Origin of the sequence: Roseovarius nitratireducens (genome assembly GCF_002925845.1) — a bacterium.
Taxonomy (GTDB): domain Bacteria; phylum Pseudomonadota; class Alphaproteobacteria; order Rhodobacterales; family Rhodobacteraceae; genus Roseovarius; species Roseovarius nitratireducens.
The window spans coordinates 25,856-45,027 of record NZ_PDNI01000015.1; the positions used below are offsets into that span (position 1 = coordinate 25,856).

General features: G+C 63.8%; 29 protein-coding genes and 1 pseudogene. 6 read left to right on the forward strand and 24 right to left on the reverse strand.

Going from position 1 to position 19,172, the window contains the following annotated elements; all coding sequences use genetic code 11:
* Positions 1-39 precede the first annotated feature (39 nt).
* The 6 genes from rpsK to CRJ03_RS01730 all read right to left on the reverse strand — a co-directional run bounded on the left by rpsK (position 40) and on the right by CRJ03_RS01730 (position 4,315).
* Complete coding sequence (gene rpsK / locus CRJ03_RS01705) at positions 40-429, reverse strand: 30S ribosomal protein S11 (RefSeq protein WP_104017194.1); 390 nt, start codon at positions 427-429, stop codon at positions 40-42.
* A gap of 15 nt (positions 430-444) precedes the next feature.
* A complete protein-coding gene (gene rpsM, locus CRJ03_RS01710) occupies positions 445-813 on the reverse strand; it encodes a 30S ribosomal protein S13 (protein ID WP_104017195.1) in 369 nt (122 codons plus the stop codon).
* Positions 814-1,009: 196 nt separating this feature from the next.
* The gene (locus CRJ03_RS01715; protein ID WP_104017196.1) at positions 1,010-1,588 is read right to left on the reverse strand and encodes an adenylate kinase; all 579 of its coding nucleotides are present in this window, start codon (positions 1,586-1,588) and stop codon (positions 1,010-1,012) included.
* The gene (gene secY / locus CRJ03_RS01720) at positions 1,585-2,949 is read right to left on the reverse strand and encodes a preprotein translocase subunit SecY (protein WP_104017197.1); all 1,365 of its coding nucleotides are present in this window, start codon (positions 2,947-2,949) and stop codon (positions 1,585-1,587) included. Before secY ends, CRJ03_RS01715 begins: the two co-directional genes overlap by 4 nt.
* Before the next feature lie 110 nt (positions 2,950-3,059).
* Complete coding sequence (rplO, locus tag CRJ03_RS01725; RefSeq protein ID WP_104017198.1) at positions 3,060-3,533, reverse strand: 50S ribosomal protein L15; 474 nt, start codon at positions 3,531-3,533, stop codon at positions 3,060-3,062.
* Positions 3,534-3,676: 143 nt separating this feature from the next.
* Positions 3,677-4,315 carry a 2-hydroxychromene-2-carboxylate isomerase gene (locus CRJ03_RS01730; protein ID WP_104017199.1) on the reverse strand — a complete coding sequence of 213 codons (639 nt, stop codon included), beginning with the start codon at positions 4,313-4,315 and terminating at the stop codon, positions 3,677-3,679.
* 105 nt (positions 4,316-4,420) lie between these two features.
* Between CRJ03_RS01730 and CRJ03_RS01735 the strand changes: the two genes are divergently transcribed.
* Positions 4,421-5,131 (forward strand): vWA domain-containing protein, encoded by a 711-nt coding sequence (locus tag CRJ03_RS01735; RefSeq protein WP_104017200.1) that lies wholly within the window; start codon positions 4,421-4,423, stop codon positions 5,129-5,131.
* A gap of 345 nt (positions 5,132-5,476) precedes the next feature.
* Here the strand turns inward: CRJ03_RS01735 and rpmD are convergent, their stop codons facing one another.
* The 13 genes from rpmD to CRJ03_RS01805 all read right to left on the reverse strand — a co-directional run bounded on the left by rpmD (position 5,477) and on the right by CRJ03_RS01805 (position 11,792).
* Positions 5,477-5,665 (reverse strand): 50S ribosomal protein L30, encoded by a 189-nt coding sequence (gene rpmD, locus CRJ03_RS01745; protein ID WP_104017202.1) that lies wholly within the window; start codon positions 5,663-5,665, stop codon positions 5,477-5,479.
* Positions 5,666-5,677: 12 nt separating this feature from the next.
* Positions 5,678-6,244, reverse strand: coding sequence for a 30S ribosomal protein S5 (rpsE, locus tag CRJ03_RS01750; protein ID WP_104017203.1), 567 nt, complete (start codon positions 6,242-6,244; stop codon positions 5,678-5,680).
* Between the two features lie 13 nt (positions 6,245-6,257).
* Complete coding sequence (rplR, locus tag CRJ03_RS01755; RefSeq protein ID WP_104017204.1) at positions 6,258-6,617, reverse strand: 50S ribosomal protein L18; 360 nt, start codon at positions 6,615-6,617, stop codon at positions 6,258-6,260.
* Between the two features lie 12 nt (positions 6,618-6,629).
* Positions 6,630-7,163 (reverse strand): 50S ribosomal protein L6, encoded by a 534-nt coding sequence (rplF, locus tag CRJ03_RS01760; RefSeq protein ID WP_104017205.1) that lies wholly within the window; start codon positions 7,161-7,163, stop codon positions 6,630-6,632.
* A 13-nt stretch (positions 7,164-7,176) separates the two neighbouring features.
* The gene (rpsH, locus tag CRJ03_RS01765; protein ID WP_104017206.1) at positions 7,177-7,569 is read right to left on the reverse strand and encodes a 30S ribosomal protein S8; all 393 of its coding nucleotides are present in this window, start codon (positions 7,567-7,569) and stop codon (positions 7,177-7,179) included.
* Positions 7,570-7,582: 13 nt separating this feature from the next.
* Complete coding sequence (gene rpsN, locus CRJ03_RS01770) at positions 7,583-7,888, reverse strand: 30S ribosomal protein S14 (protein ID WP_104017207.1); 306 nt, start codon at positions 7,886-7,888, stop codon at positions 7,583-7,585.
* 19 nt (positions 7,889-7,907) lie between these two features.
* On the reverse strand, positions 7,908-8,471 hold the full coding sequence (gene rplE / locus CRJ03_RS01775; RefSeq protein WP_104017208.1) for a 50S ribosomal protein L5: 564 nt from the start codon (positions 8,469-8,471) through the stop codon (positions 7,908-7,910).
* The gene (rplX, locus tag CRJ03_RS01780; RefSeq protein ID WP_104017209.1) at positions 8,464-8,775 is read right to left on the reverse strand and encodes a 50S ribosomal protein L24; all 312 of its coding nucleotides are present in this window, start codon (positions 8,773-8,775) and stop codon (positions 8,464-8,466) included. The genes rplE and rplX overlap by 8 nt, the downstream gene beginning before the upstream one ends.
* 1 nt (position 8,776) lies before the next feature.
* Positions 8,777-9,145: a 50S ribosomal protein L14 gene (gene rplN, locus CRJ03_RS01785; RefSeq protein ID WP_104017210.1), complete on the reverse strand. Its 369-nt coding sequence runs from the start codon at positions 9,143-9,145 to the stop codon at positions 8,777-8,779.
* A gap of 76 nt (positions 9,146-9,221) precedes the next feature.
* On the reverse strand, positions 9,222-9,452 hold the full coding sequence (gene rpsQ / locus CRJ03_RS01790) for a 30S ribosomal protein S17 (protein WP_104017211.1): 231 nt from the start codon (positions 9,450-9,452) through the stop codon (positions 9,222-9,224).
* Positions 9,453-9,456: 4 nt separating this feature from the next.
* A complete protein-coding gene (rpmC, locus tag CRJ03_RS01795) occupies positions 9,457-9,669 on the reverse strand; it encodes a 50S ribosomal protein L29 (RefSeq protein ID WP_104017242.1) in 213 nt (70 codons plus the stop codon).
* 215 nt (positions 9,670-9,884) lie between these two features.
* Entirely contained in the window at positions 9,885-10,172 is a 288-nt protein-coding gene (locus CRJ03_RS01800; protein ID WP_104017212.1) for an HU family DNA-binding protein, read from the reverse strand.
* 135 nt (positions 10,173-10,307) lie between these two features.
* On the reverse strand, positions 10,308-11,792 hold the full coding sequence (locus CRJ03_RS01805; RefSeq protein WP_104017213.1) for an AMP nucleosidase: 1,485 nt from the start codon (positions 11,790-11,792) through the stop codon (positions 10,308-10,310).
* Positions 11,793-11,877: 85 nt separating this feature from the next.
* On the opposite strand from CRJ03_RS01805, the gene CRJ03_RS01810 reads away from it, so the two are divergent.
* Together CRJ03_RS01810 and CRJ03_RS01815 are read left to right on the forward strand one after the other, a co-directional pair.
* On the forward strand, positions 11,878-12,321 hold the full coding sequence (locus CRJ03_RS01810; RefSeq protein ID WP_104017214.1) for a VOC family protein: 444 nt from the start codon (positions 11,878-11,880) through the stop codon (positions 12,319-12,321).
* Complete coding sequence (locus CRJ03_RS01815; protein WP_104017215.1) at positions 12,318-13,073, forward strand: class II aldolase and adducin N-terminal domain-containing protein; 756 nt, start codon at positions 12,318-12,320, stop codon at positions 13,071-13,073. The genes CRJ03_RS01810 and CRJ03_RS01815 overlap by 4 nt, the downstream gene beginning before the upstream one ends.
* 54 nt (positions 13,074-13,127) lie before the next feature.
* Here the strand turns inward: CRJ03_RS01815 and CRJ03_RS01820 are convergent, their stop codons facing one another.
* Positions 13,128-13,994 carry a branched-chain amino acid aminotransferase gene (locus CRJ03_RS01820; protein WP_104017216.1) on the reverse strand — a complete coding sequence of 289 codons (867 nt, stop codon included), beginning with the start codon at positions 13,992-13,994 and terminating at the stop codon, positions 13,128-13,130.
* 162 nt (positions 13,995-14,156) lie between these two features.
* On the opposite strand from CRJ03_RS01820, the gene CRJ03_RS01825 reads away from it, so the two are divergent.
* The 3 genes from CRJ03_RS01825 (at position 14,157) to CRJ03_RS01835 (ending at position 15,986) form a co-directional block, all read left to right on the forward strand.
* Positions 14,157-14,654: a MarR family winged helix-turn-helix transcriptional regulator gene (locus CRJ03_RS01825; protein ID WP_104017217.1), complete on the forward strand. Its 498-nt coding sequence runs from the start codon at positions 14,157-14,159 to the stop codon at positions 14,652-14,654.
* Complete coding sequence (locus CRJ03_RS01830; protein ID WP_104017218.1) at positions 14,651-15,352, forward strand: response regulator; 702 nt, start codon at positions 14,651-14,653, stop codon at positions 15,350-15,352. The genes CRJ03_RS01825 and CRJ03_RS01830 overlap by 4 nt, the downstream gene beginning before the upstream one ends.
* 136 nt (positions 15,353-15,488) lie before the next feature.
* Complete coding sequence (locus tag CRJ03_RS01835) at positions 15,489-15,986, forward strand: hypothetical protein (protein WP_206018276.1); 498 nt, start codon at positions 15,489-15,491, stop codon at positions 15,984-15,986.
* A gap of 48 nt (positions 15,987-16,034) precedes the next feature.
* Here CRJ03_RS01835 and CRJ03_RS20640 read toward each other — a convergent pair.
* The 4 genes and pseudogenes from CRJ03_RS20640 to CRJ03_RS01855 all read right to left on the reverse strand — a co-directional run.
* Positions 16,035-16,130 (reverse strand): annotated as a pseudogene (locus CRJ03_RS20640) (IS481 family transposase); the annotation flags it as partial.
* A 57-nt stretch (positions 16,131-16,187) separates the two neighbouring features.
* Entirely contained in the window at positions 16,188-16,787 is a 600-nt protein-coding gene (locus tag CRJ03_RS01845) for an ANTAR domain-containing response regulator (RefSeq protein WP_240611525.1), read from the reverse strand.
* Positions 16,780-17,961, reverse strand: a complete 1,182-nt coding sequence (locus tag CRJ03_RS01850) for a transporter substrate-binding domain-containing protein (RefSeq protein ID WP_104017219.1) — start codon at positions 17,959-17,961, stop codon at positions 16,780-16,782. Before CRJ03_RS01850 ends, CRJ03_RS01845 begins: the two co-directional genes overlap by 8 nt.
* Before the next feature lie 16 nt (positions 17,962-17,977).
* A complete protein-coding gene (locus tag CRJ03_RS01855) occupies positions 17,978-19,099 on the reverse strand; it encodes an AAA family ATPase (RefSeq protein ID WP_104017220.1) in 1,122 nt (373 codons plus the stop codon).
* Positions 19,100-19,172: the final 73 nt, after the last annotated feature.

Genomic DNA, 19,172 nt, shown 5'->3' on the forward strand with positions numbered 1-19,172 from the left:
GCCGCGCGGATGGCGCGGCCCGCTTGGTAAACGATCCGATCAGACGCGGCGACGCTTCGGCGGGCGGCAGCCGTTATGCGCGATCGGCGTCACATCGCGGATCGAGGTAATGTTGAACCCCACTGCCGCGAGCGCGCGCAGCGCCGATTCGCGGCCCGAGCCGGGGCCCTGAACCTCGACCTCGAGCGTGCGCATCCCGTGTTCCTGCGCCTTCTTGCCCGCGTCTTCGGCGGCAAGCTGCGCGGCGTAGGGGGTCGACTTGCGCGAGCCCTTGAAACCCATGGTGCCGGCCGACGACCATGCGATGGCGTTGCCCTGCACGTCGGAGATCAGGATCTTGGTGTTGTTGAAGGACGAGTTCACATGCGCCACGCCTGTGGCGATGTTCTTGGAGGCCTTCTTCTTCGTGCGTTTGGTATCGCGTGCCATATCTGCTGCCCTCCCTTATTTCTTCTTGCCGGCGATGGGTTTCGCCGGGCCCTTGCGGGTGCGGGCGTTGGTATGGGTGCGCTGGCCACGGACCGGCAGGTTGCGGCGGTGGCGCAGGCCGCGATAGCAGCCGAGGTCCATCAGGCGCTTGATGTTCATCTGCGTTTCGCGGCGCAGGTCGCCCTCGACGGTGAAGTTGGCGTCGATATGCTCGCGCAGGGCCAATGCCTCGGCGTCCGAGAGCTCGTTGACGCGGCGGGCCTGGTCGATGCCGGTGGCCTCGCAGATTGCCCGTGCCGAGGAGGGGCCGATTCCGGTGATGTAGGTGAGGGCGACGGGCACCCGTTTCGATGTCGGGATGTTAACGCCGGCGATACGTGCCAAGTGTCTCTTCCTTTTCGTTGCGGTTCCGTAGCTCCAGAACCTTTTTTCACAACGCAGGCCCGAGGCGTTTACCGCTCCGGGCCGCAGCTGAATTCGGGATGTCGATACCACCGGGCCGCCCCCGGCGGGAATCGCTCTCGCGTGCGAGATAGGGTTGGTTATGGGGAAATGAAGGGGGCGTCAAGCCCCCGTCCTGTCATTTGTCAAGCGTCGCCGCGATGGCCGCCTTGACCTCGTCCATGCTGCCCATGCCATCGACCGGCGCAAGCTTGCCCTTGGCGTGGTAATAGCCGATGAGCGGCGCGGTTTTCTTGTAATACTCCATCAACCGGCGGCGGACGCTCTCCTCGTTGTCGTCGGCGCGCACGGGTTGCCCGGCCGCCGCCGCCTCGGCGGCGCGACCGACGATGCGCTTGACCAGCGTATCGTCATCGACCTGCATCTCTACCACGGCGTCGAGCGTCTCGCCCTGCTCGTCGAGCAGGTCGGCCAGCGCGTCTGCCTGCGCCAGCGTGCGCGGAAAGCCGTCGAAGATGAACCCGCCGCGCTTTTCGCCCTGCAGTTTCTCGCGGATGAGACCGATCACGATCTCGTCGGTCACAAGGTCGCCGCGCGCCATCACGTCGGCCACGATCCGGCCCATCTCGGAGCCGCTGTCCTTGGCCTCGCGCAGCATGTCGCCGGTGGAGAGCTGGATCATGTCGCGGCTCTCGACAAGCATCTGCGCCTGCGTGCCCTTGCCCGCGCCCGGTGGTCCCAGAAGAATGATGTTCATCGGCGGGTCCCTCCCTTGCGGCGTCCCTTCTTGCGGCCCTTGCCGCTCAGTTGCGATTTCTCGATCAGCCCCTCGTATTGATGGGCCAGGAGATGCGATTGCACCTGCTGGATCGTGTCCATCGTGACCGAGACCACGATCAGCACCGACGTGCCGCCGAAATAGAACGGGATCGCGAACTGGCTGCGCAGGATTTCCGGCAGGAGCATGACCGCCACGAGATAGGCCGACCCCAGCACGAGGATGCGGTTGAGGACGTATTCGATGAATTGCTCGGTGCGCTTGCCCGGGCGGATGCCGGGCACAAACCCGTTCTGGTTCTTGAGGTTCTCTGCCACGTCATCGGGCTTGAACGCCACGTTGAACGTGTAGAAATACGTGAAGAACACGATCATCGCGGTGAAGAACAACAGGTAAAGCGGCTGTCCCGGGCCGAAATAGGCGAGGATCGTGGACATCACCGGGCCGGTGGCATTACCCGAGAACGTCCCCACCGTGGCGGGCAGAAGCAACAGCGAGGAGGCAAAGATCGCCGGGATCACGCCCGCCGGGTTGACCTTGACCGGCAGGTGCGACGAGCCGCCGTCATAGACCTTCATCCCCACTTGCCGACGCGGGTACTGGATGTGGATCTTGCGCAAGCTGCGCTCCATGAACACCACGAAGGCAATGACCGCCACCACCATCACCATCACGCCGATGATGACCGCCGGGCTGATCGCGCCCGAGCGACCGGAGGCGAAGAACTGTGCCAGGGCCGCGGGAACCTCGGCGATGATGCCGACGAAGATGATCAGCGAGATGCCGTTGCCCACACCGCGCGCGGTGATCTGTTCGCCCAGCCACATCAGGAACATGGTGCCGCCGACCAGCGTGATCATGCACGACGCGATGAAGAACAGACCCGGATCGGTGACCATGTCGCCCGATTGCAGGCTGACCGCGAGGCCGTAGCTTTGCAGCGTCGCAAGCCCCACCGTGCCGTAACGCGTGTACTGGTTGAGTTTCTTGCGGCCCTGCTCGCCCTCTTTCTTCAACTGCTGAAGCGTGGGCACCATCGCCGAGAGAAGCTGCACGATGATCGAGGCCGAGATATAGGGCATGATGCCGAGCGCGAAGATGCCCATCCGCCCCAGCGCACCGCCGGTGAACATCGACAGCATCCCGCCGATGGTGGCCTGCGCGCCCTCCATGAACTCGCGCAGCGCGGCGCCGTCGATGCCGGGGACGGGAATGAAGGTGCCGAGGCGATAGACGATCAGCAGCCCGAGCGTGAACAGGATGCGGTTGCGGAGATCGGTGGCCTTGCCAAGTGCGGACCAGCTTGTGTTGGCGGCCATTTGCTCTGCTGCAGATACCATGCGCGGGTCTCTCTCATGTGCGAACGCCGCCAAAGCCGGTTTTCAGCTCAGGCGGCGTCATCGGAAAACCTGAGGCGTATGTAAGCGGGCCGGGGCCCGCTCACAACCTCTTATTCGGCGGCCTGCGCCGTCGTGACGGTAAGGTTGCCCCCGGCCTGCTCGACCGCCGCGACAGCGGATTTCGACGCGCCGGACACCTGCAGGTCGAGCTTGGCGCTCACCTCGCCCTTGGCCAGCACACGGATGCCGTCGCGCTTGCGCCGCACGAGGCCCGAGGCCACGAGCACGTCCTCGGTGATCGGCTGGGCGGCGTCGATCTTGCCGGCCTCGACGAATTTCTGGATGAGGCCGAGGTTGACCACGGCGTAGGATTTGCGGTTCGGCTTGGTGAAGCCGCGCTTGGGCAGGCGCTGATAGAGCGGCATCTGGCCGCCCTCGTAGCCCTTGATCGCCACGCCAGAGCGGGATTTCTGGCCCTTGATGCCGCGTCCGCCCATCTTGCCCATGCCAGAGCCGGGGCCGCGGCCGATGCGTTTCTTGCGCTTGGTCGCGCCGTCGTTGTCACGAAGTTCGTGCAGTTTCATTGTCGCTTCTCCTTGCCGGATGCGGCCCCCAGCGACGGGAGCGGCCGAACACGGCTTTGCTGGTTGATGAGGGCCCTCGGGCCACCGGGGGCGTATAGACGGAGGTCGCGCGGGGATCAAGGGCCGAGTTGCCCGCCCATCTGTCAGCCCACGGGCGGGTTGCGCCATGTGCCGGGGGCAAAGGTCCGGGTGAGCGCGCGTTCCACCAATGCAAGCCGGTCCTGCCCGTAGAACGGATCGCCACCGACAACATAGGTGGGCGAGCCGAAGACATGGCGCGCGATCGCCTCTTCGGTGTTGGTGCGGTGCAGCGCCTGCACCGGCGCGGCGCGCGCGGCGGCGAGTATGGCGTCGGGATCAAGCCCGCATCCCGCGATCAACGGCGCGAGCGTGGCCGGGTCCGAGATATCGGCATCGTCGCGCCAATGCGCGCCGAGAATCGCGTGGGCCAGCGCATCGGCCCCCTGCCCCGCATCCTGCGCCGCGATGATCGCACCGTTGGGCAGGGCGAGCGGTGCGTCGTGATGGGTGGGGCGGCGGTGGATCACGGCGACGCCGCGATACTCGGCCCAATGCTCGATATCGCGGCCGAAGAAGTAATCCACATGCGCCTGTGTGCGCCCGGCGAAGGGCTGGCCGCCCGCCGCCTCCACCACCGGGGACAACTCGATGGGCTTGTGCAAGAGCCGCGCGCCGCGGCGGGCACAGATTTCCGACAGGCGCGCCGAGCCGAGCCAGGCAAAGGCGGAATGGGCCGAATAGAAATATTCGATGGTCTGCATGGGGCGAGCCTAGCCGCTTGGCCCGCGCGGTACCATCAAAACCCTTTTTATGGACACCGGGCGCGGGCGCGTTACGCTGCGAAGAGTCTGTCACGGAACCTGCCGATGCGCGCCCTGCCCCTTTGCCTTGCCCTGAGCCTGACCGCGCTGCCAGGCCCCGCGCCGCAGGCGGCGGCGGGGTGTGCGCGCGACGCGATGCTGGTCTTCGACGGGTCGGGCTCGATGGGTGAGGTGGGCCATGACCCGACCGCGCCCACGAGAATCGAGGACGCGCGCCGCGCGGTGCGCGCGGCGATGCCGGATATCGCGCCCTACCGGCGGGTGGGGCTGCTGACCTACGGGCCAGGCGGCGCGCATGCCTGCGCGGGGATCGACCTGCGCTTTGGTCCCCGGGCCGATGCAGGCCCGGCGGTGGTAGCGGGGATAGAGGGGCTCGCCCCCGGTGGCCTCACGCCGCTCGCGGCCTCGGTCGCGGCGGCGGCGGACGTGCTGGGCGATGAGGGGATCGTGGTGCTGGTGACCGACGGCAACGAGACCTGCGGCGGCACACCCTGCGCATTGGGCGCGCAGCTTGCCGGGACCGCGCCGGGGCTGACCGTACACGTCATCGGCTTTCGCGTGGTCTATGACCCGTTCTCGTGGAACAGCCCCGAGGCAAAAGCGCTGGATGGGCAGACGGTGGCGAAATGCCTGCCCGATGCCACCGGCGGGCTGTTCGTGTCCACCGAGACGGTGGACGAACTGGCCGACGCGCTGCGGGTGACGCTGGGGTGCGTGGTGGTGGGGCGGGTGCCTTCGGACGAGGCCGCGTCCTAGGGCGGAGCGGCGGGGGTGCGGCTGGCCTGGAGCGGTCGTTCAGGCCTTGGTGCCAATGCGCGGAATCAAGGCGTGGAACGCGCCGCCGCGCAGCCCCGACCGCCCCCTCGGGCGGGCGCTGCGCGGCTTCTCAAGCGTTGTGCCCAACGTCCCCTTCAGGCCAAATCTGCCCATCAGACCATGTTGACCGCTTCTCCAGGCGTCGAGACGGATGGGGGCCGCAATCGCACGCGCGGAGCCGATCTGAACGAAAAACGCCCCGGCCATGCCTGACCGGAGCGCTTATTTGTGACCACCGGAAACTTCAAAAGTTTCCGGACCGTTTTCTTTTCAGGAAAACGGCGCTTAGCCCTTTTCCTCGATGATCTGCACCATGTGCGGGATCTTGGCGATCATGCCGCGCACCGCGGGCGTGTCTTCAAGCTCGCGGGTCTTGTGCATCTTGTTCAGGCCCAGACCGATCAGGGTCTGGCGCTGCTTCTCGGGGCGGCGGATCGGGCTGCCGATCTGCTTGACGGTGATGGTCTTTGCCATGCTCAGGTCTCCTTACGCTTCTGCCGGCTCGGCGGCCGGTGCCTCGTCACCCCGTTTCAGGATGTCGGCGACCTTCTTGCCACGGCGCTGGGCGACCATGCGCGGGCTGGTCTGCTTGCGCAGGCCATCAAGCGTGGCGCGGATCATGTTGTAGGGGTTCTGCGAGCCGTTCGACTTGGCGACCACGTCCTGAACGCCCAGCATCTCGAACACGGCGCGCATCGGGCCGCCGGCGATGATGCCGGTGCCGTGCGGGGCGGTGCGCATCACCACCTTGCCCGCGCCGTGACGTCCCTCGATATCGTGGTGCAGGGTGCGGCCCTCGCGCAGCGGAACGCGCATCATGCCACGCTTGGCGGCCTCGGTGGCCTTGCGGATCGCCTCCGGGACCTCCTTGGCCTTGCCCTTGCCAAAGCCGACGCGCCCCTTCTGGTCACCGACGACGACGAGCGCCGCGAACCCGAAGCGCTTGCCGCCCTTCACCGTCTTGCTGACGCGGTTGATCGCGACGAGACGGTCGGCGAATTCCGGAGCTTCGTCGCGGTCGCGACGGTCTCGGCGGTTGTCATCTCTTGCCATATCTCTCGTCTCCTCAGATCTTCAGCCCGGCGCCGCGCGCGGCATCGGCCAGCGCCTTGACGCGGCCATGATAGATGAAGCCGCCGCGATCGAAATACGCCTCGGTCACCCCGGCCTTCTTTGCCCGCTCGGCAACCGCCTCGCCGACCTTGGCCGCCGCCTCGACAGTGCATTTGCCGACGAAACCCAGGTCCTTTTCAAGGGTCGAGGCCGCCGCCAGCGTCACGCCCTGCACATCGTCGATGAGCTGCACGCTGATATTCTTGTTCGACCGGTGCACCGAGAGGCGCACGCGCCCCGCATTCACCTTGCGAAGTTTGCTCCGAACGCGCAGGCGGCGTTTCTGGAACAGTTTTCTCTTGCTGTTTGCCATCTGTCGCGTTCCTTACTTCTTCTTGCCTTCCTTCTGGAAGATATACTCGCCCTTGTAGCGGATGCCCTTGCCCTTGTAGGGCTCGGGGCGCCGCCAGTCGCGGATATTGGCCGCGACTTGTCCGACGAGCTGCTTGTCGGTGCCTTCGACCACCAGTTCGGTCTGCTTGGGCGCCGTAACGGTCACGCCGTCGGGGATCGGGAAATCCACGTCATGGCTGTAGCCGAGGTTGAGCCTGAGCACGTTGCCCTGCACCGCTGCGCGGTAACCGACGCCGCGGATTTCCAGCTCCTGGCGGAAATTCTCCTTGGCTCCGTGCACCATGTTGGCGATGACCGTGCGGGTCATGCCCCATTGCTGACGCGCGCGCTTGGACTTGCCGCGCGGCGTGACCGTGATGGTGCCATCTTCGATGGTGATGGTCACATCGTCGGTCGCGGTGAAGGTCTTGGCGTCCTTGGGACCCTTGATTTCGATGGTCTGGCCCGAGAGCGTGGCGGTGACGCCATCGGGCAGGGCCACGGGTTGCTTGCCGATACGAGACATGTCCGGGCCTCCCTCAAAATACCGTGCAGAGCACTTCGCCGCCAACATTGGCTGCGCGCGCGGCTGCATCCGACATCACACCCTTGGGGGTGGAGACAATCGACACGCCGAGACCCTGACGGACCTGCGGGATGTCCTTGACGCCCATATAGACGCGGCGGCCGGGCTTGGAGACCCGCTTCATCTCGTGGATGACCGGGATGCCCTCGTAATACTTGAGGCTGATTTCCAGCTCCGGGTGGCCCTTGGCGCCGGTCGCAGCATCGTAGCCGCGAATATAGCCCTCGGAGGCCAGCACGTCGAGCACGCGAACGCGCATCTTCGAGGCGGGCGTGCGCACGGTGGATTTGCCGCGCATCTGCGCGTTGCGGATACGGGTGAGCATATCGCCGATAGGATCGTTCATCACACGGGTCTCCTTACCAGCTCGATTTCACCACGCCGGGCAGTTGCCCGGCGGAGCCCAGGTCGCGCAGCGCGATCCGGCTGATTTTCAGCTTGCGGTAATAGGCGTGCGGACGCCCCGTAAGCTGACAGCGGTTGTGCAGGCGCGTGGCCGAGCTGTTGCGCGGCAGTTGCGCGAGCTTGAGGGAGGCGCGGAAACGCTCTTCCATCGGCTTGTCCTGATCGTTGATGATCTCCTTGAGCGCGGCACGCTTCTTGGCGTAACGATCCACCAGCTTCTGGCGCTTCTTCTCGCGCTCGATCATTGCTTTCTTGGCCATGTCTTGATCCTCCCCCGGCTCAGCTGTTGAAGGGCATGTTGAAAAGCTTCAACAGCGCCTTGGCTTCAGCGTCGGTCTTCGCCGTGGTTGTGATGATGATATCCATCCCCCAGACTTCGTCGACCTTGTCGAAGTTGATTTCGGGAAAGACGATGTGTTCCTTGATGCCCATCGCATAATTGCCGTGACCGTCGAAGGACTTGCCCGAGACGCCGCGGAAGTCGCGGATGCGGGGCATGGCCACGGTGATGAGACGATCGAGGAAGTCATACATCCGGTCGCCGCGCAGCGTGACCTTGGCACCGATCGGCATCCCCTCGCGCAGACGGAAGCCGGCGATGGAATTGCGTGCCGTGGTGGTGACCGCCTTCTGACCTGCGATGGCGGACAGGTCTTCCTGCGCCGACTTGGCCTTCTTGGAGTCCCTCACCGCCTCGGCGCCGCAGCCGATATTGAGCACGATCTTGTCAAGACGCGGGATCATCAAGTCGTTGGTATAGCCGAACTCTTCCTTCAGAGCGGGCTTGATCGTGTCGCGGAACTGCGTGCGCAGGCGCGGGGTATAGGTTGCGGTATCAAGCATCGATCGCGTCCCCCGTGGTCTTGGCGTAGCGCACCTTCTTGTCGCCCTCGGTCCGGAAACCGACGCGGGTGGCCTTGCCGTTCTTGTCGAGCATGGCGAGGTTGCTGAGATCGATCGGCATCGCCTTGGGGATGCGTCCGCCCTGCGTCTGCTGGCTCTGGCGGGTGTGGCGGATCGCCATGTTCACGCCCTCGACCACGGCCTTGCCGGCCTTGGGATCGACGCTGAGGATGGTGCCGGTCTGGCCCTTGTCCTTGCCGGCGAGCACGACGACATTGTCGCCCTTCTTCAGTTTCGCAGCCATCTTACAGCACCTCCGGGGCGAGCGAGATGATCTTCATGAAGTTCTTGGACCGCAGCTCGCGCACAACCGGCCCGAAGATACGGGTGCCGACGGGCTCGCCTGCGTTGTTGAGGATCACCGCGGCGTTGCGGTCAAAGCGGATGGCGGTGCCGTCCTCGCGACGGACCTCCTTGGCGGTGCGCACGACGACGGCCTTGCGCACGTCGCCCTTTTTCACGCGGCCGCGGGGGATGGCTTCCTTTACCGAGACGACGATGATGTCGCCCACGGACGCATACTTGCGCTTGGACCCACCCAGGACCTTGATGCACTGCACCCGGCGTGCGCCGGAGTTGTCAGCGACATCCAGATTGGTCTGCATCTGGATCATGTGGTTTCTCCCGACCTGTGGGGGCTGTTCTGGCTCTTTCCCCCAGGGTTTCGATCAAACCGGATGGTGCGAAGGTTCAGGCCTCCAGCACCTCCCAGCGTTTCGACTTGGATTTCGGCGCGCACTCGATGATGCGCACCGCGTCACCTTTCTTGAAGGTGTTGTTTTCGTCATGCGCCCGGTACTTCTTGGACTTTCGGATGGTCTTTTGCAGGACCGGGTGCTTGAAACGGCGCTCGACCGAAACGGTGACGGTCTGGGCGTTGGCGTCCGAAGTGACGGTGCCTTGCAGGATTCGTTTGGGCATGGTCTCAGGCTCCCTGCTCGACGGCCGCACCGCGGGCCTTCTCGTTGAGGATCGTCTTTACGCGCGCGGCGTCGCGGCGGGCGCGGCGCATCTGCGCGGCGTTCTCAAGCTGGCCGGTGGCCGCCTGGAACCGCAGGTTGAACTGTTCTTTCTTGAGCCGGACAAGCTCGTCCCGGAGCTGGTCCGGGGTCTTGTCACGCAGATCGCTGGCATTCATCGCCATAACTTCCTTCTCAAAACACCGGCGAGCCCCTGACAAGCGTCTCAGGGTCACCCGAAACCCGGTGGATGGATTTCATCACGCACGAATCCCCAGCCTGGGCCGGGGCGCGGATTGCGGCTCTATAAGGGAGGCGGTCACGGAGGGCAAGGGAAGAATTGCCAACCCGGACCAAAGGGGGCCGCCCGGAACACCGGGCGGCCCGGCAGCGGTCAGCCGTTGACGCTGTCCTTGAGCGCCTTGGCAAAGGTCATCTTGACCTGGCGGTCGGCAGGCTTGCGCATCTGCTCGCCGGTGGCGGGGTTGCGCACCATGCGTTCGGGGCGCTCGCGGCAGTAGATCTTGCCCACGCCCGGCAGCGGCACGGCGCCACCATTCGACACTTCGCGGGTGACGACGGCCACCACCGCGTCGAGCGCGGCACCGGCGGATTTCTTGTCGCTGCCCATCTCCTCGGCCAGTGCGGCAACGAGCTGGGTCTTGGTCATCGGCTTCGCCATTGTTCGGTCTCCTTCGTATCACTGCCCGTCTCTGGGGCCTCGGTGGCGCGATTAAACGCCATGATGTGGTCAAACACAACGACTAGGGGCCAAAAGCAAGGGTTTTTCCCGCATTTTGTGCCGATTTTCGCTCAGTCAGAGGAACGCTGTCTCCTCGAATGAGCGCAATTTGCGGCTGTGGATGCGTTCGAGCGGCATTCGCCGCAGCGATTCCATCGCGCGAATCCCGATCATCAGGTGGCGCGAGACCTGTGACCGGTAGAAATCCGAGGCCATACCGGGCAGTTTCAGCTCGCCTTGAAGCGGCTTGTCGGAGACGCACAGAAGCGTGCCATAAGGCACACGGAAGCGAAAGCCGTTGGCGGCGACCGTCGCGCTCTCCATGTCGAGTGCGATGGCGCGCGACTGCGAGAGCCGCTGCACCGGGCCCGCATGCTCGCGCAATTCCCAGTTGCGGTTGTCAACGCTGGCCACGGTGCCGGTGCGCATCACCCGCTTGAGATCGAACCCGTCGAGTTGGGTTTCGGCGGCCACCGCCTCCTGCAAGGCGATCTGGATCTCGGCCAGCGCCGGTATCGGCACCCAGGCGGGCAGGTCGGCGTCGAGCACGCGATCCTCGCGCAGGTAGGCGTGGGCCAGCACGAAATCGCCCAGCGACTGCGAATTCCTCAGCCCCGCGCAATGGCCCACCATCACCCAGGCATGGGGGCGCAGCACGGCGATGTGGTCGGTCGCCGTCTTGGCGTTGGACGGCCCCACACCGATATTGACGAGCGTGATCCCCGCGCCATCGGCGCGCTTGAGGTGATAGGCGGGCATCTGAGGCAGCCGGTCGGGCGCGGGCAGGTCGGCATCGGGGCCGGTGATCGTGGCGTTGCCGGGCACCACGAAGGCGGTATAGCCGCTCTCGGGCGTGCCAAGCGCCTGCCGCGCGAAGGTCTCGAACTCGGCCACGTAGAACTGATAGTTGGTGAACAGCACGTAGTTCTGGAAATGCCCCGGATCGGTGGCGGTGTAATGCGCCAGCCGCGCCAGCGAGTAATCCACCCGCTGCGCGGTGAAGGGCGCGAGCGGGCGGGTGCCATCGGGGACCGGCTGCCAGGTGCCGTTTACGATGTCGTCGTTGGTGGTCGCGAGGTCGGGCACGTCGAACACGTCGCGCAAGGTGAACGCCGCCGCCCCCACCTGCGGCACGTCGAGCGCCGCCTCGCCCGCCACCGCGAAATGCACGGGCATCGGTGTCTCCGATAGCCCGATGGTGACCGGCACGCCGTGATTGTCCAGAAGCAGGCCGATCTGCTGCTCAAGATAGGCGCGAAAGAGGTCGGGCCGGGTAATGGTGGTGGCATAGGTGCCGGGATAGGAGACGTGGCCAAAGCTCAGCCGGCTGTCGATGGTGGCGAAGGTGGTCGTGGTCAGCCGGATTTCGGGGTAAAGCGCGCGGACACGCCGCGGCGGGATCTTGCCGGTGATCGCGCCCGCGAATGCATCGCACAGGAACCGCGTTCCACGCTCGTAGAGCAGGCACAGCCGGTCGACCGCGGCGCGCGCGCAAGTAAAGGCCTCTGGCCCGGGCAAATCGGGTGGCAGGAGCGGAATATCCGGGTCGGCGGGGGGCATGGCTGCGTCCTGTCGCGGGGATGTGCGCGCCACGTTGACACGGGCGGGGGCCGCGATCAAGCTGCGCCCCAAAAGGAGCATGCGCATGAATCTCGAGACCGTCAGCCCGGCACAGTTCGGGGCAAGCCTGCGGGGCTTTGGCCTCAACCTGCTGGTGCGCGATGTGTCCGCAGAGGCAGCCTTTCTCGCGGAGGTGTTCGGCATGGTGCCGCACCGGCTGAGCGAGGATTTTGCGATCATGGACTACCACGGCCATCTGATCCAGTTGCACGCCGATCACACCTACGGGGCACACCCCCTGCTCGGCCTCGTGCCCGAGAGCCCGCCGCGCGGTGCGGGGGCGTCGCTGCACCTGTTCGACAGCGACCCCGACCACGCCGCCGCGCGGGCGGAGGGCGCGGGCGGGCACGTCCTGCAGGCCCCCGCCAACAAGCCGCACGGACTGCGCGAGACCTGCATCCTGTGCGAGAACGGCTATGCCTGGGCGGCCTCGCGCCCCCTGACCGATGACGAAAGGAAAGACGTATGAGCGTGACCGAACTCAAGCCCAACATGGAGCACTGGCAGGCGCGCGTGGACCTCGCCGCTGCCTTTCGCTGGACCGCGCGGCTGGGGATGCACGAGGCGGTGGCCAACCATTTCAGCCTCGCCATCAACGAGGACGGCACGCGGTTCCTGATGAACCCCAACCAGATGCATTTCGCCCGCATCCGCGCCAGCGACCTGATCGAGGTGGACGCCACCGACCCCGACACCATGGACAAGCCGGGCGCGCCCGACCCGACGGCCTGGGGGCTGCATGGCGGGCTGCATCGGCATTGCGGCCACGCGCGCTGCGCCATGCACGTGCATTCGATCCACGCCACCGTGCTCGCCTGCCTCGAGGACAGCCGCCTGCAGCCCATCGACCAGAACTGCGCCACCTTCTACAATCGCCATGTGGTGGACGAGGCCTATGGCGGGCTGGCGTTCGAGGACGAGGGCGCGCGCTGCGCGCGGCTTTTGCGCGATCCGCAGCACAAGGTGCTGGTGATGGGCAATCACGGCGTCATGGTGATCGGCGACACGGTGGCCGAGACGTTCAACCGCCTCTATTATTTCGAGCGCGCCGCCGAGACCTACATCCGCGCGCTCCAGACCGGGCGGTCGCTTCGGGTGCTCTCGGACGCCGTGGCGGAAAAGACCGCGCGCGAGCTCGAGGAGTATCCCGAACAGGCCGAGCGTCACCTCGACGAGTTGAAGGCCATCCTCGACGCGGAAGGATCGGATTACGCGGCCTGAGCGGGCGGGCGCCGGAGAGGCCGGCGCCACGCCTGCGGGACGCGGCCACCTGCGTCAGGCGCGCACCAGCGCCTCGTAGGCTTCCGCGATGTCGCGGGTCATTGCGCCCACCTCGAAGCTGTAATCGCCGATCTGCCCCACCGGCGTGACCTCGGCGGCCGACCCGGTGAGCCAGCACTGTTCGAACCCTTCCAGTTCCTCTGGCATGATGTGGCGCTCGTGCACCTTGATCTGCCGGTCCTTCAAGAGGCCGATCACCGTCTGCCGCGTCAGCCCGTTCAGAATCGCGTCGGGCAGTGGCGTGTGCACCTCGCCATCCTTGACGAAGAAGATGTTGGCCCCCGTCGCCTCGGCCACGTATCCGCGATAATCAAGGAACATAGCGTCTGAGCACCCCTTGGCCTCGGCGGCGTGTTTGGACATGGTGCAGATCATGTAGAGGCCGGCCGCCTTGGCCGCGACGGGGATGGTCTCGGGGCTTGGGCGCTTCCACTTGGCGATATCGAGCTTGGCGCCCCTGGTCTTGGCGTCGCCGTAATAGCTGCCCCATTCCCAGGCGGTCACCGCCATGCGGATCGGGTTGCGCGCGGCCGCTACGCCCATGTCCTCGCCCGCGCCGCGAAACGCCAGCACCCGCACATAGGCATCGCTCAGCCCGTTGGCGTCGAGCACCGCGCGCTTGGCGGCCTCGATCTCGTCCACGCTGTAGGGGATCGGCATGTCCATCAGCTCGCCCGATTTCAGCAGCCGCTCGGAGTGCGCCCGGCTCTTGAATACCTTGCCACTGTAACAACGCTCGCCTTCGAAAACCGAGCTTGCATAATGCAGCGCGTGGCTGAGGATGTGCACATTGGCGTCGCGCCAATCGATGAGCTTGCCATCCATCCAGATCTTGCCGTCGCGATCATCATAGCTTGCCATGAGCCAGTCCTTCACAGTATTTCCATTTATTGCGCCAATTACGACCACATCGGACATAAAATTACGCGGTTTCCACGATTCGCTACCAATTCGATCTTGGAATGTCAATAAAGCTGACGTAATGTCATCTCAAGGACGATGATTTGTGAACGGGGTGCCGGTATGGGAGAGATGCAGGGTGGCGAGAACCTCTTGTTTCTCACCGACGAACAGTTGCGGCAGGGAATCGAGGCGATGTTCTTCGCCTATCGCGGCTTCACCGCCGATCCCGACCGCATCCTCGCGACCATGGCCTATGGCCGCGCCCATCACCGCGCGCTGCACTTCATCGCGCGCATCCCCGGCACCACCGTCAACAACCTCCTCGCCATCCTCGGCGTGACGAAGCAATCGCTCAACCGGGTATTGCGCACGCTGATAGAGGACGGGCTGGTGGAAAGCCGCGTGGGCACCAGCGACCGGCGCGAGAGGAACCTGCGCCTCACCGAAGCCGGGGCGGCGCTGGAACGCAAGCTTTCGGACGCGCAGCGCGCGCGCATGCGCGCCGCCTACCGCGCCGCCGGCCCGCAAGCGGTGGCCGGATTCCGGCAGGTGCTTGAGGCGATGATGGAGCCCGAGTTGCGCAGCCTCTACCACGCGATCAGGGAGTCCGACACATGACCGAGCCAGCCCCGCACCTGCTTATTGTGGACGATGACGAGCGTATCCGCGACCTGCTGCGCAAGTTCCTTATACGCCAGGGCTTTCTCGTGTCGGTCGCGCGCGATGCGGGCCATGCGCGGCGGGTGCTGGCGGGGCTCGACTTCGACCTGATCGTGATGGACGTGATGATGCCCGGCGAAAGCGGGCTGGATCTCACCCGCGTCCTGCGCGAAACGAGTTCCACGCCGATCCTGCTTTTGACCGCCAAGGGCGAAACCACCGACCGCATCGAGGGACTGGAGGCGGGTGCCGACGACTACCTGCCCAAGCCGTTCGAGCCGCGCGAGCTGCTACTGCGGATCAACGCCATCCTGCGCCGGATGCCCGAGCCGGAGCCGGAGGAAAAACAACCCAAAATCGTGCAAATGGGACCTACGCGATATGATATCGAGCGCGGTGAACTGAGCCGAGGCGGAATGCCGGTCAAGCTCACGGCGACCGAGGTGCAGCTCATGCGTATCTTCGCCGAAAACCTGCGACAGGCGATCAGCCGCACGCGGCTCGTGGAGGAGCTGGGGCGCGACGACGGGCAGGCACAGGAGCGCGCGGTCGATGTGCAGATCACCCGCCTGCGCCGCAAGATCGAAAGCGATCCAAAACAGCCGCGCTACTTGCAGACGGTGCGCGGCGAGGGCTACATGCTCAGCCCCGACTGACGGTCACGGGCAATACATTCACACACGCAAATGTGACGAGCCGATCCGCTGTTTGCGGTTGAGATTCGGCGCGCAAGCCCGCCTTCTGGGAACGGCCCCGGCGGGGTCGCGCTATTTTCAACAGGAGTGATCCGACATGCGATTGACCAGAATTTTCACCGCCACGGCGACCAGCCTCGCGCTTCTGGCCGGCACCGCACTGGCCGCGCCGGTCTCGGTGACGACCGTTCTAGATCCGCAAGAGCAGATGCGCTTCGAGATGGGCGACGGCAGCAAGCATTTCGTGCTCGCCGTGCGCCGCGAGGGCGTATCGGAAGGTGAGGGCGTGCTCGCCGGAGCCGATGTAACGGAGTTCGGCTGGCACGACATCAACCCGCCCAACGCAGGCGACCCCCAGGGTTACCTGCGCTTCACAGCGACGAACGGTGACGTGGCGATCGTCAAGTTCACCGTGCGCGCGGTGTTCATGAAAGGCGTGGAGAAACCAGTGTTGCACGATAACGGATTTTGGGAATTGGTGAGCGGCACCGGGCAGTTCGCGGGCAAGCGCGGCGTCGGTGCGCTCAAGATCGAGCCAGCGGGCGGACCGAAGCGGCTCTTCACCCTCACCGGCGAGATCGCCGACGCCCCCTGAACGCCGCTATGGAAAGAGGGGGCGCCGCCCACGTCGCGCTCCGCGCCACTCTCGGCTCAACTCCGAGAGCAAAGCTTGCGATCGCGGTATCGCAGCTCTGACGGCGTGCGTGGTCGTGGCGCTCCCGTGACGAACTTGTCCCATCATGCTTCCTTCCATGCCTGCGAAAGGATCGCACCATCAAACCGTGGGATGGAACACTTAACTATCGCCTAGGTTGCTGAGAATACTTTCAGCATTAATAATTGATTGTGCTATTTCGGTTGTTGTAGTCCGCTTAGTCATTGCCTGCTTGCGAATGATATCATAAGCCTCGCGCTCGGCAATCCCGCGATGTCTCATCAGAATGAACTTTGCGTCATTTACCTTTTGCACATTATCCAGTTTTTCCCGGAGCTTCGCCATGTCCTTGGAGAAACGTTCCTGTTCGGACTGATAACGCCGAGCCATGAGCATACTACTGAGAACACCCGCTGCGCGGACCGGTTTCATGAGGACGGCATGCGCGCCGATCTCGAGAATGACATTCAAAACCGAGGGGTTTTCATACCCGATAATCGCAATGATCGTCACGGGTTTTTCGCGCTTTTCCAGAAAGCCCTTCAGCTTGGTCGCCGATTGATCGGTCACGTCAACGAGGACCATGTCAAATTTATCTGGCAGGTCTCTTGGCACAGGCCACATGTGATCAAACCCGCACCCGATCCGGTTCACCTGTTGCAGAAGCTCATCCGCACTCCGGTCTCGTGGGTGGATCAGCAGGACATTCTGATCTCGCAGGTCGCGGATCAGGTCATGCATGACGTCCGCCACCTCGCCCGCCGCCTGCGGACACCTTCTGGGTGTGGAAGCTCCAGTCATGTATTGCCGGGAAGACAAGATAAGGGTCGGGCTTTATTGCGCGCCGAACCTTGAGATCAATCACGAATTCACCATCCTCATTGACCGTTGCGATACGCGACTGGAGGTATGTGTGGTTGTTGTCCGGGTCAATCTTGATTTGGCCCTGCGGCGCGTCGAAGGAGGCACCGAGCAACGCCTCGCGCAGACAGTCTGTATCCATTTCTCCTGTCTCCTCCAAGGCCGTCGCAAAAAGATGGACCTGACTGTAAGCCGCTTCGCAGCAACTCGTAACATCAATAGTCGAACCAAACTTCTGCTCATAGGCTTTCAGGAAACGGCGGTTCGCAACAGAACTAATCGACCGAAAGTAAGGAGCAGCGGTGATATGACCCACCGATGCGCGTGCGCCGATCGCGTTGATCTCACCTTCGTTCGTCGTGAGGCTGGCGATGGGACAGATACGACCATCACCGCCAGCTGCGTGGTAGGAGCGGTAGAACTCGATGCACGATTGTCCGACGATGGTGGAAAAGATCGCATCTGGGCGGACATCCATTATGTCCTTGATCACGTCATCGAAGCCATCGGAACAGGTCTCCAGGTCAAAATAGCGTTCGCCAACCACCTCGCCGCCTCCTTGCCGCAGCACATTGCGCATGACGCGATTGGATTCATACGGGTAGATATAGTCAGAGCCCACGAAGAATATGCGCTTGCCGAAGGCGCTCATCAGGTAGTTTGCGAGCGGCACGCTGTTCTGGTTGGGACATGCACCGCCGTAGATCACGTTCGGGGAATATTCGAACCCCTCGTACAGGGTCGGATAAAAGAAGAGCGCATTACGCCTCTCGACCACGGGTAGAACCTCTTTGCGCGAAGAGGACATGTAACAGCCAAAGATGACGTTTACCTTGTCTTCGATGATCAGACGCTCGGCCAACTCACCATAACGCGGCACGATCGAACCCGGATCATAGCTCACCGGCTCGAGAGGCGACCCTTTAATACCACCCATTGCATTTATTTCGTCAATCGCAAGCAATGCCCCATTGAGCTGCGACTGCTCTATTATCGAGGTCACACCCGATGTTGAAAAGAGCAGTCCAATCTTCCAGCTTCCATTCCTTGTCACGAAGTGGCACCTCTGTTCAGGAGTATTCAAATTGCACCGTCCCATCTTTTCGGTCGGCGAGGATATGTGTTGTCATTTGTTTCGATCCACCGATAGACGGAACAGGCCTGTCCAGAAGAAAGCCGGCCAGTGGGAACTCCAGATGCCGACGCATCGCCCGCCGCAAGCCGCGCGCGCCAAACCGTTTATCATAGCCTTCGACAGAAAGAAAATCCCTCAACGTTGTGCTGATGCCAAGAGAAAGATCATGTTTGCGAAGGCGGCGGTTGAGTCTTGCCAACTCGACATCGACAAGCGCCGGAACCTTGTCGCGGGAAATCCAGTTGAAGGTATCGACATGATCGATCCGGTTGACCAGTTCCGGTGGAAATCTCTCAAGGAGACATTTCATGACGATGTCATGTGCCTGCGCGCGTCGGCTTTTCCCGAATGAACGCAACCTTCTCAGTATCCCTCCGCCGCGTTCGTCCAAAGCCATCAATTCGCGTGCCCCGAGATTGGAGGACATGAAGACCAGGGCATTCCTGAAGGAATATGTTTTTTCACCCGACGCCACGGTCAGCAGACCGTTGTCAAAAACGTTCATGAGCGCCAGAACGACCTCGTTGCTGGCCTTTTCCAATTCATCGAACAGCACAAGCCCCGGAAGATTGCGGGTGCCTTCGATCATTTCCTGATCGAGAATGGTAGTACCCTCCTTGGACCCGACATAGCCTGGAGGCGCGCCCGTAAGGGCCGCCGCGTAATGCTCCTGGGCGAGCGTGTTCATATCGATGCGACAGAACGCATCGGCATCACCGTAGAGTGCGCGCGCGAGCGTTCGCACGGTTTCCGTCTTGCCCACGCCGGTCGGACCGCAGAACAGGACGGTCGCCAGAGGCTTACGGGGATCGCCGATATCGGCCCGGACCACCTTGAGGATATCGAGCAGCTCTTTGATGCTTTCGTCCTGACCGATGATGGCGGCCCGCAATTCCGCCTCGACCAGGCCGAGGTCGAATGTGAAACGGGAAATCAAACCGGTCTCGGGCTTCCTGACGCCTTCGGCCACGGTCATCCGCGCATTCTCGTCCGCCAAGGCAGCACCGAGCTTCTGCTGGCGTGCGGTATCATGCAGTCGGTCGGTCAGAAACGGCATCGTCGCTCCATCGGCTCAAGGGGAGAGGAACGGCGCAACGTGGCGCCGTTCCCAAAGGTCGGACCGCGCAGGG

Excerpts from the sequence above, each read along its gene's own strand:
- CRJ03_RS01825 (WP_104017217.1), top strand. The coding sequence starts at position 14,157 with ATGGGAGAGATGCAGGGTGGCGAGAACCTCTTGTTTCTCACCGACGAA.
- CRJ03_RS01830 (WP_104017218.1), top strand. The coding sequence starts at position 14,651 with ATGACCGAGCCAGCCCCGCACCTGCTTATTGTGGACGATGACGAGCGT.
- CRJ03_RS01730 (WP_104017199.1), bottom strand. The coding sequence starts at position 4,315 with ATGCAGACCATCGAATATTTCTATTCGGCCCATTCCGCCTTTGCCTGG.
- CRJ03_RS01805 (WP_104017213.1), bottom strand. The coding sequence starts at position 11,792 with ATGCCCCCCGCCGACCCGGATATTCCGCTCCTGCCACCCGATTTGCCC.
- rplO (WP_104017198.1), bottom strand. The coding sequence starts at position 3,533 with ATGAAACTGCACGAACTTCGTGACAACGACGGCGCGACCAAGCGCAAG.
- CRJ03_RS01855 (WP_104017220.1), bottom strand. The coding sequence starts at position 19,099 with ATGCCGTTTCTGACCGACCGACTGCATGATACCGCACGCCAGCAGAAG.
- rpsQ (WP_104017211.1), bottom strand. The coding sequence starts at position 9,452 with ATGCCCAAACGAATCCTGCAAGGCACCGTCACTTCGGACGCCAACGCC.
- rplF (WP_104017205.1), bottom strand. The coding sequence starts at position 7,163 with ATGTCTCGTATCGGCAAGCAACCCGTGGCCCTGCCCGATGGCGTCACC.
- rplR (WP_104017204.1), bottom strand. The coding sequence starts at position 6,617 with ATGGCAAACAGCAAGAGAAAACTGTTCCAGAAACGCCGCCTGCGCGTT.
- CRJ03_RS01735 (WP_104017200.1), top strand. The coding sequence starts at position 4,421 with ATGCGCGCCCTGCCCCTTTGCCTTGCCCTGAGCCTGACCGCGCTGCCA.
- CRJ03_RS01815 (WP_104017215.1), top strand. The coding sequence starts at position 12,318 with ATGAGCGTGACCGAACTCAAGCCCAACATGGAGCACTGGCAGGCGCGC.
- rpmD (WP_104017202.1), bottom strand. The coding sequence starts at position 5,665 with ATGGCAAAGACCATCACCGTCAAGCAGATCGGCAGCCCGATCCGCCGC.
- CRJ03_RS01820 (WP_104017216.1), bottom strand. The coding sequence starts at position 13,994 with ATGGCAAGCTATGATGATCGCGACGGCAAGATCTGGATGGATGGCAAG.
- secY (WP_104017197.1), bottom strand. The coding sequence starts at position 2,949 with ATGGTATCTGCAGCAGAGCAAATGGCCGCCAACACAAGCTGGTCCGCA.
- CRJ03_RS01835 (WP_206018276.1), top strand. The coding sequence starts at position 15,489 with ATGCGATTGACCAGAATTTTCACCGCCACGGCGACCAGCCTCGCGCTT.
- rpsN (WP_104017207.1), bottom strand. The coding sequence starts at position 7,888 with ATGGCCAAGAAAGCAATGATCGAGCGCGAGAAGAAGCGCCAGAAGCTG.
- rplN (WP_104017210.1), bottom strand. The coding sequence starts at position 9,145 with ATGATCCAGATGCAGACCAATCTGGATGTCGCTGACAACTCCGGCGCA.
- rplX (WP_104017209.1), bottom strand. The coding sequence starts at position 8,775 with ATGGCTGCGAAACTGAAGAAGGGCGACAATGTCGTCGTGCTCGCCGGC.
- CRJ03_RS01810 (WP_104017214.1), top strand. The coding sequence starts at position 11,878 with ATGAATCTCGAGACCGTCAGCCCGGCACAGTTCGGGGCAAGCCTGCGG.
- rplE (WP_104017208.1), bottom strand. The coding sequence starts at position 8,471 with ATGCTTGATACCGCAACCTATACCCCGCGCCTGCGCACGCAGTTCCGC.
- CRJ03_RS01800 (WP_104017212.1), bottom strand. The coding sequence starts at position 10,172 with ATGGCGAAGCCGATGACCAAGACCCAGCTCGTTGCCGCACTGGCCGAG.
- rpsE (WP_104017203.1), bottom strand. The coding sequence starts at position 6,244 with ATGGCAAGAGATGACAACCGCCGAGACCGTCGCGACCGCGACGAAGCT.
- CRJ03_RS01715 (WP_104017196.1), bottom strand. The coding sequence starts at position 1,588 with ATGAACATCATTCTTCTGGGACCACCGGGCGCGGGCAAGGGCACGCAG.
- rpmC (WP_104017242.1), bottom strand. The coding sequence starts at position 9,669 with ATGAATGCCAGCGATCTGCGTGACAAGACCCCGGACCAGCTCCGGGAC.
- rpsK (WP_104017194.1), bottom strand. The coding sequence starts at position 429 with ATGGCACGCGATACCAAACGCACGAAGAAGAAGGCCTCCAAGAACATC.
- rpsH (WP_104017206.1), bottom strand. The coding sequence starts at position 7,569 with ATGAACGATCCTATCGGCGATATGCTCACCCGTATCCGCAACGCGCAG.
- CRJ03_RS01845 (WP_240611525.1), bottom strand. The coding sequence starts at position 16,787 with ATGCATGACCTGATCCGCGACCTGCGAGATCAGAATGTCCTGCTGATC.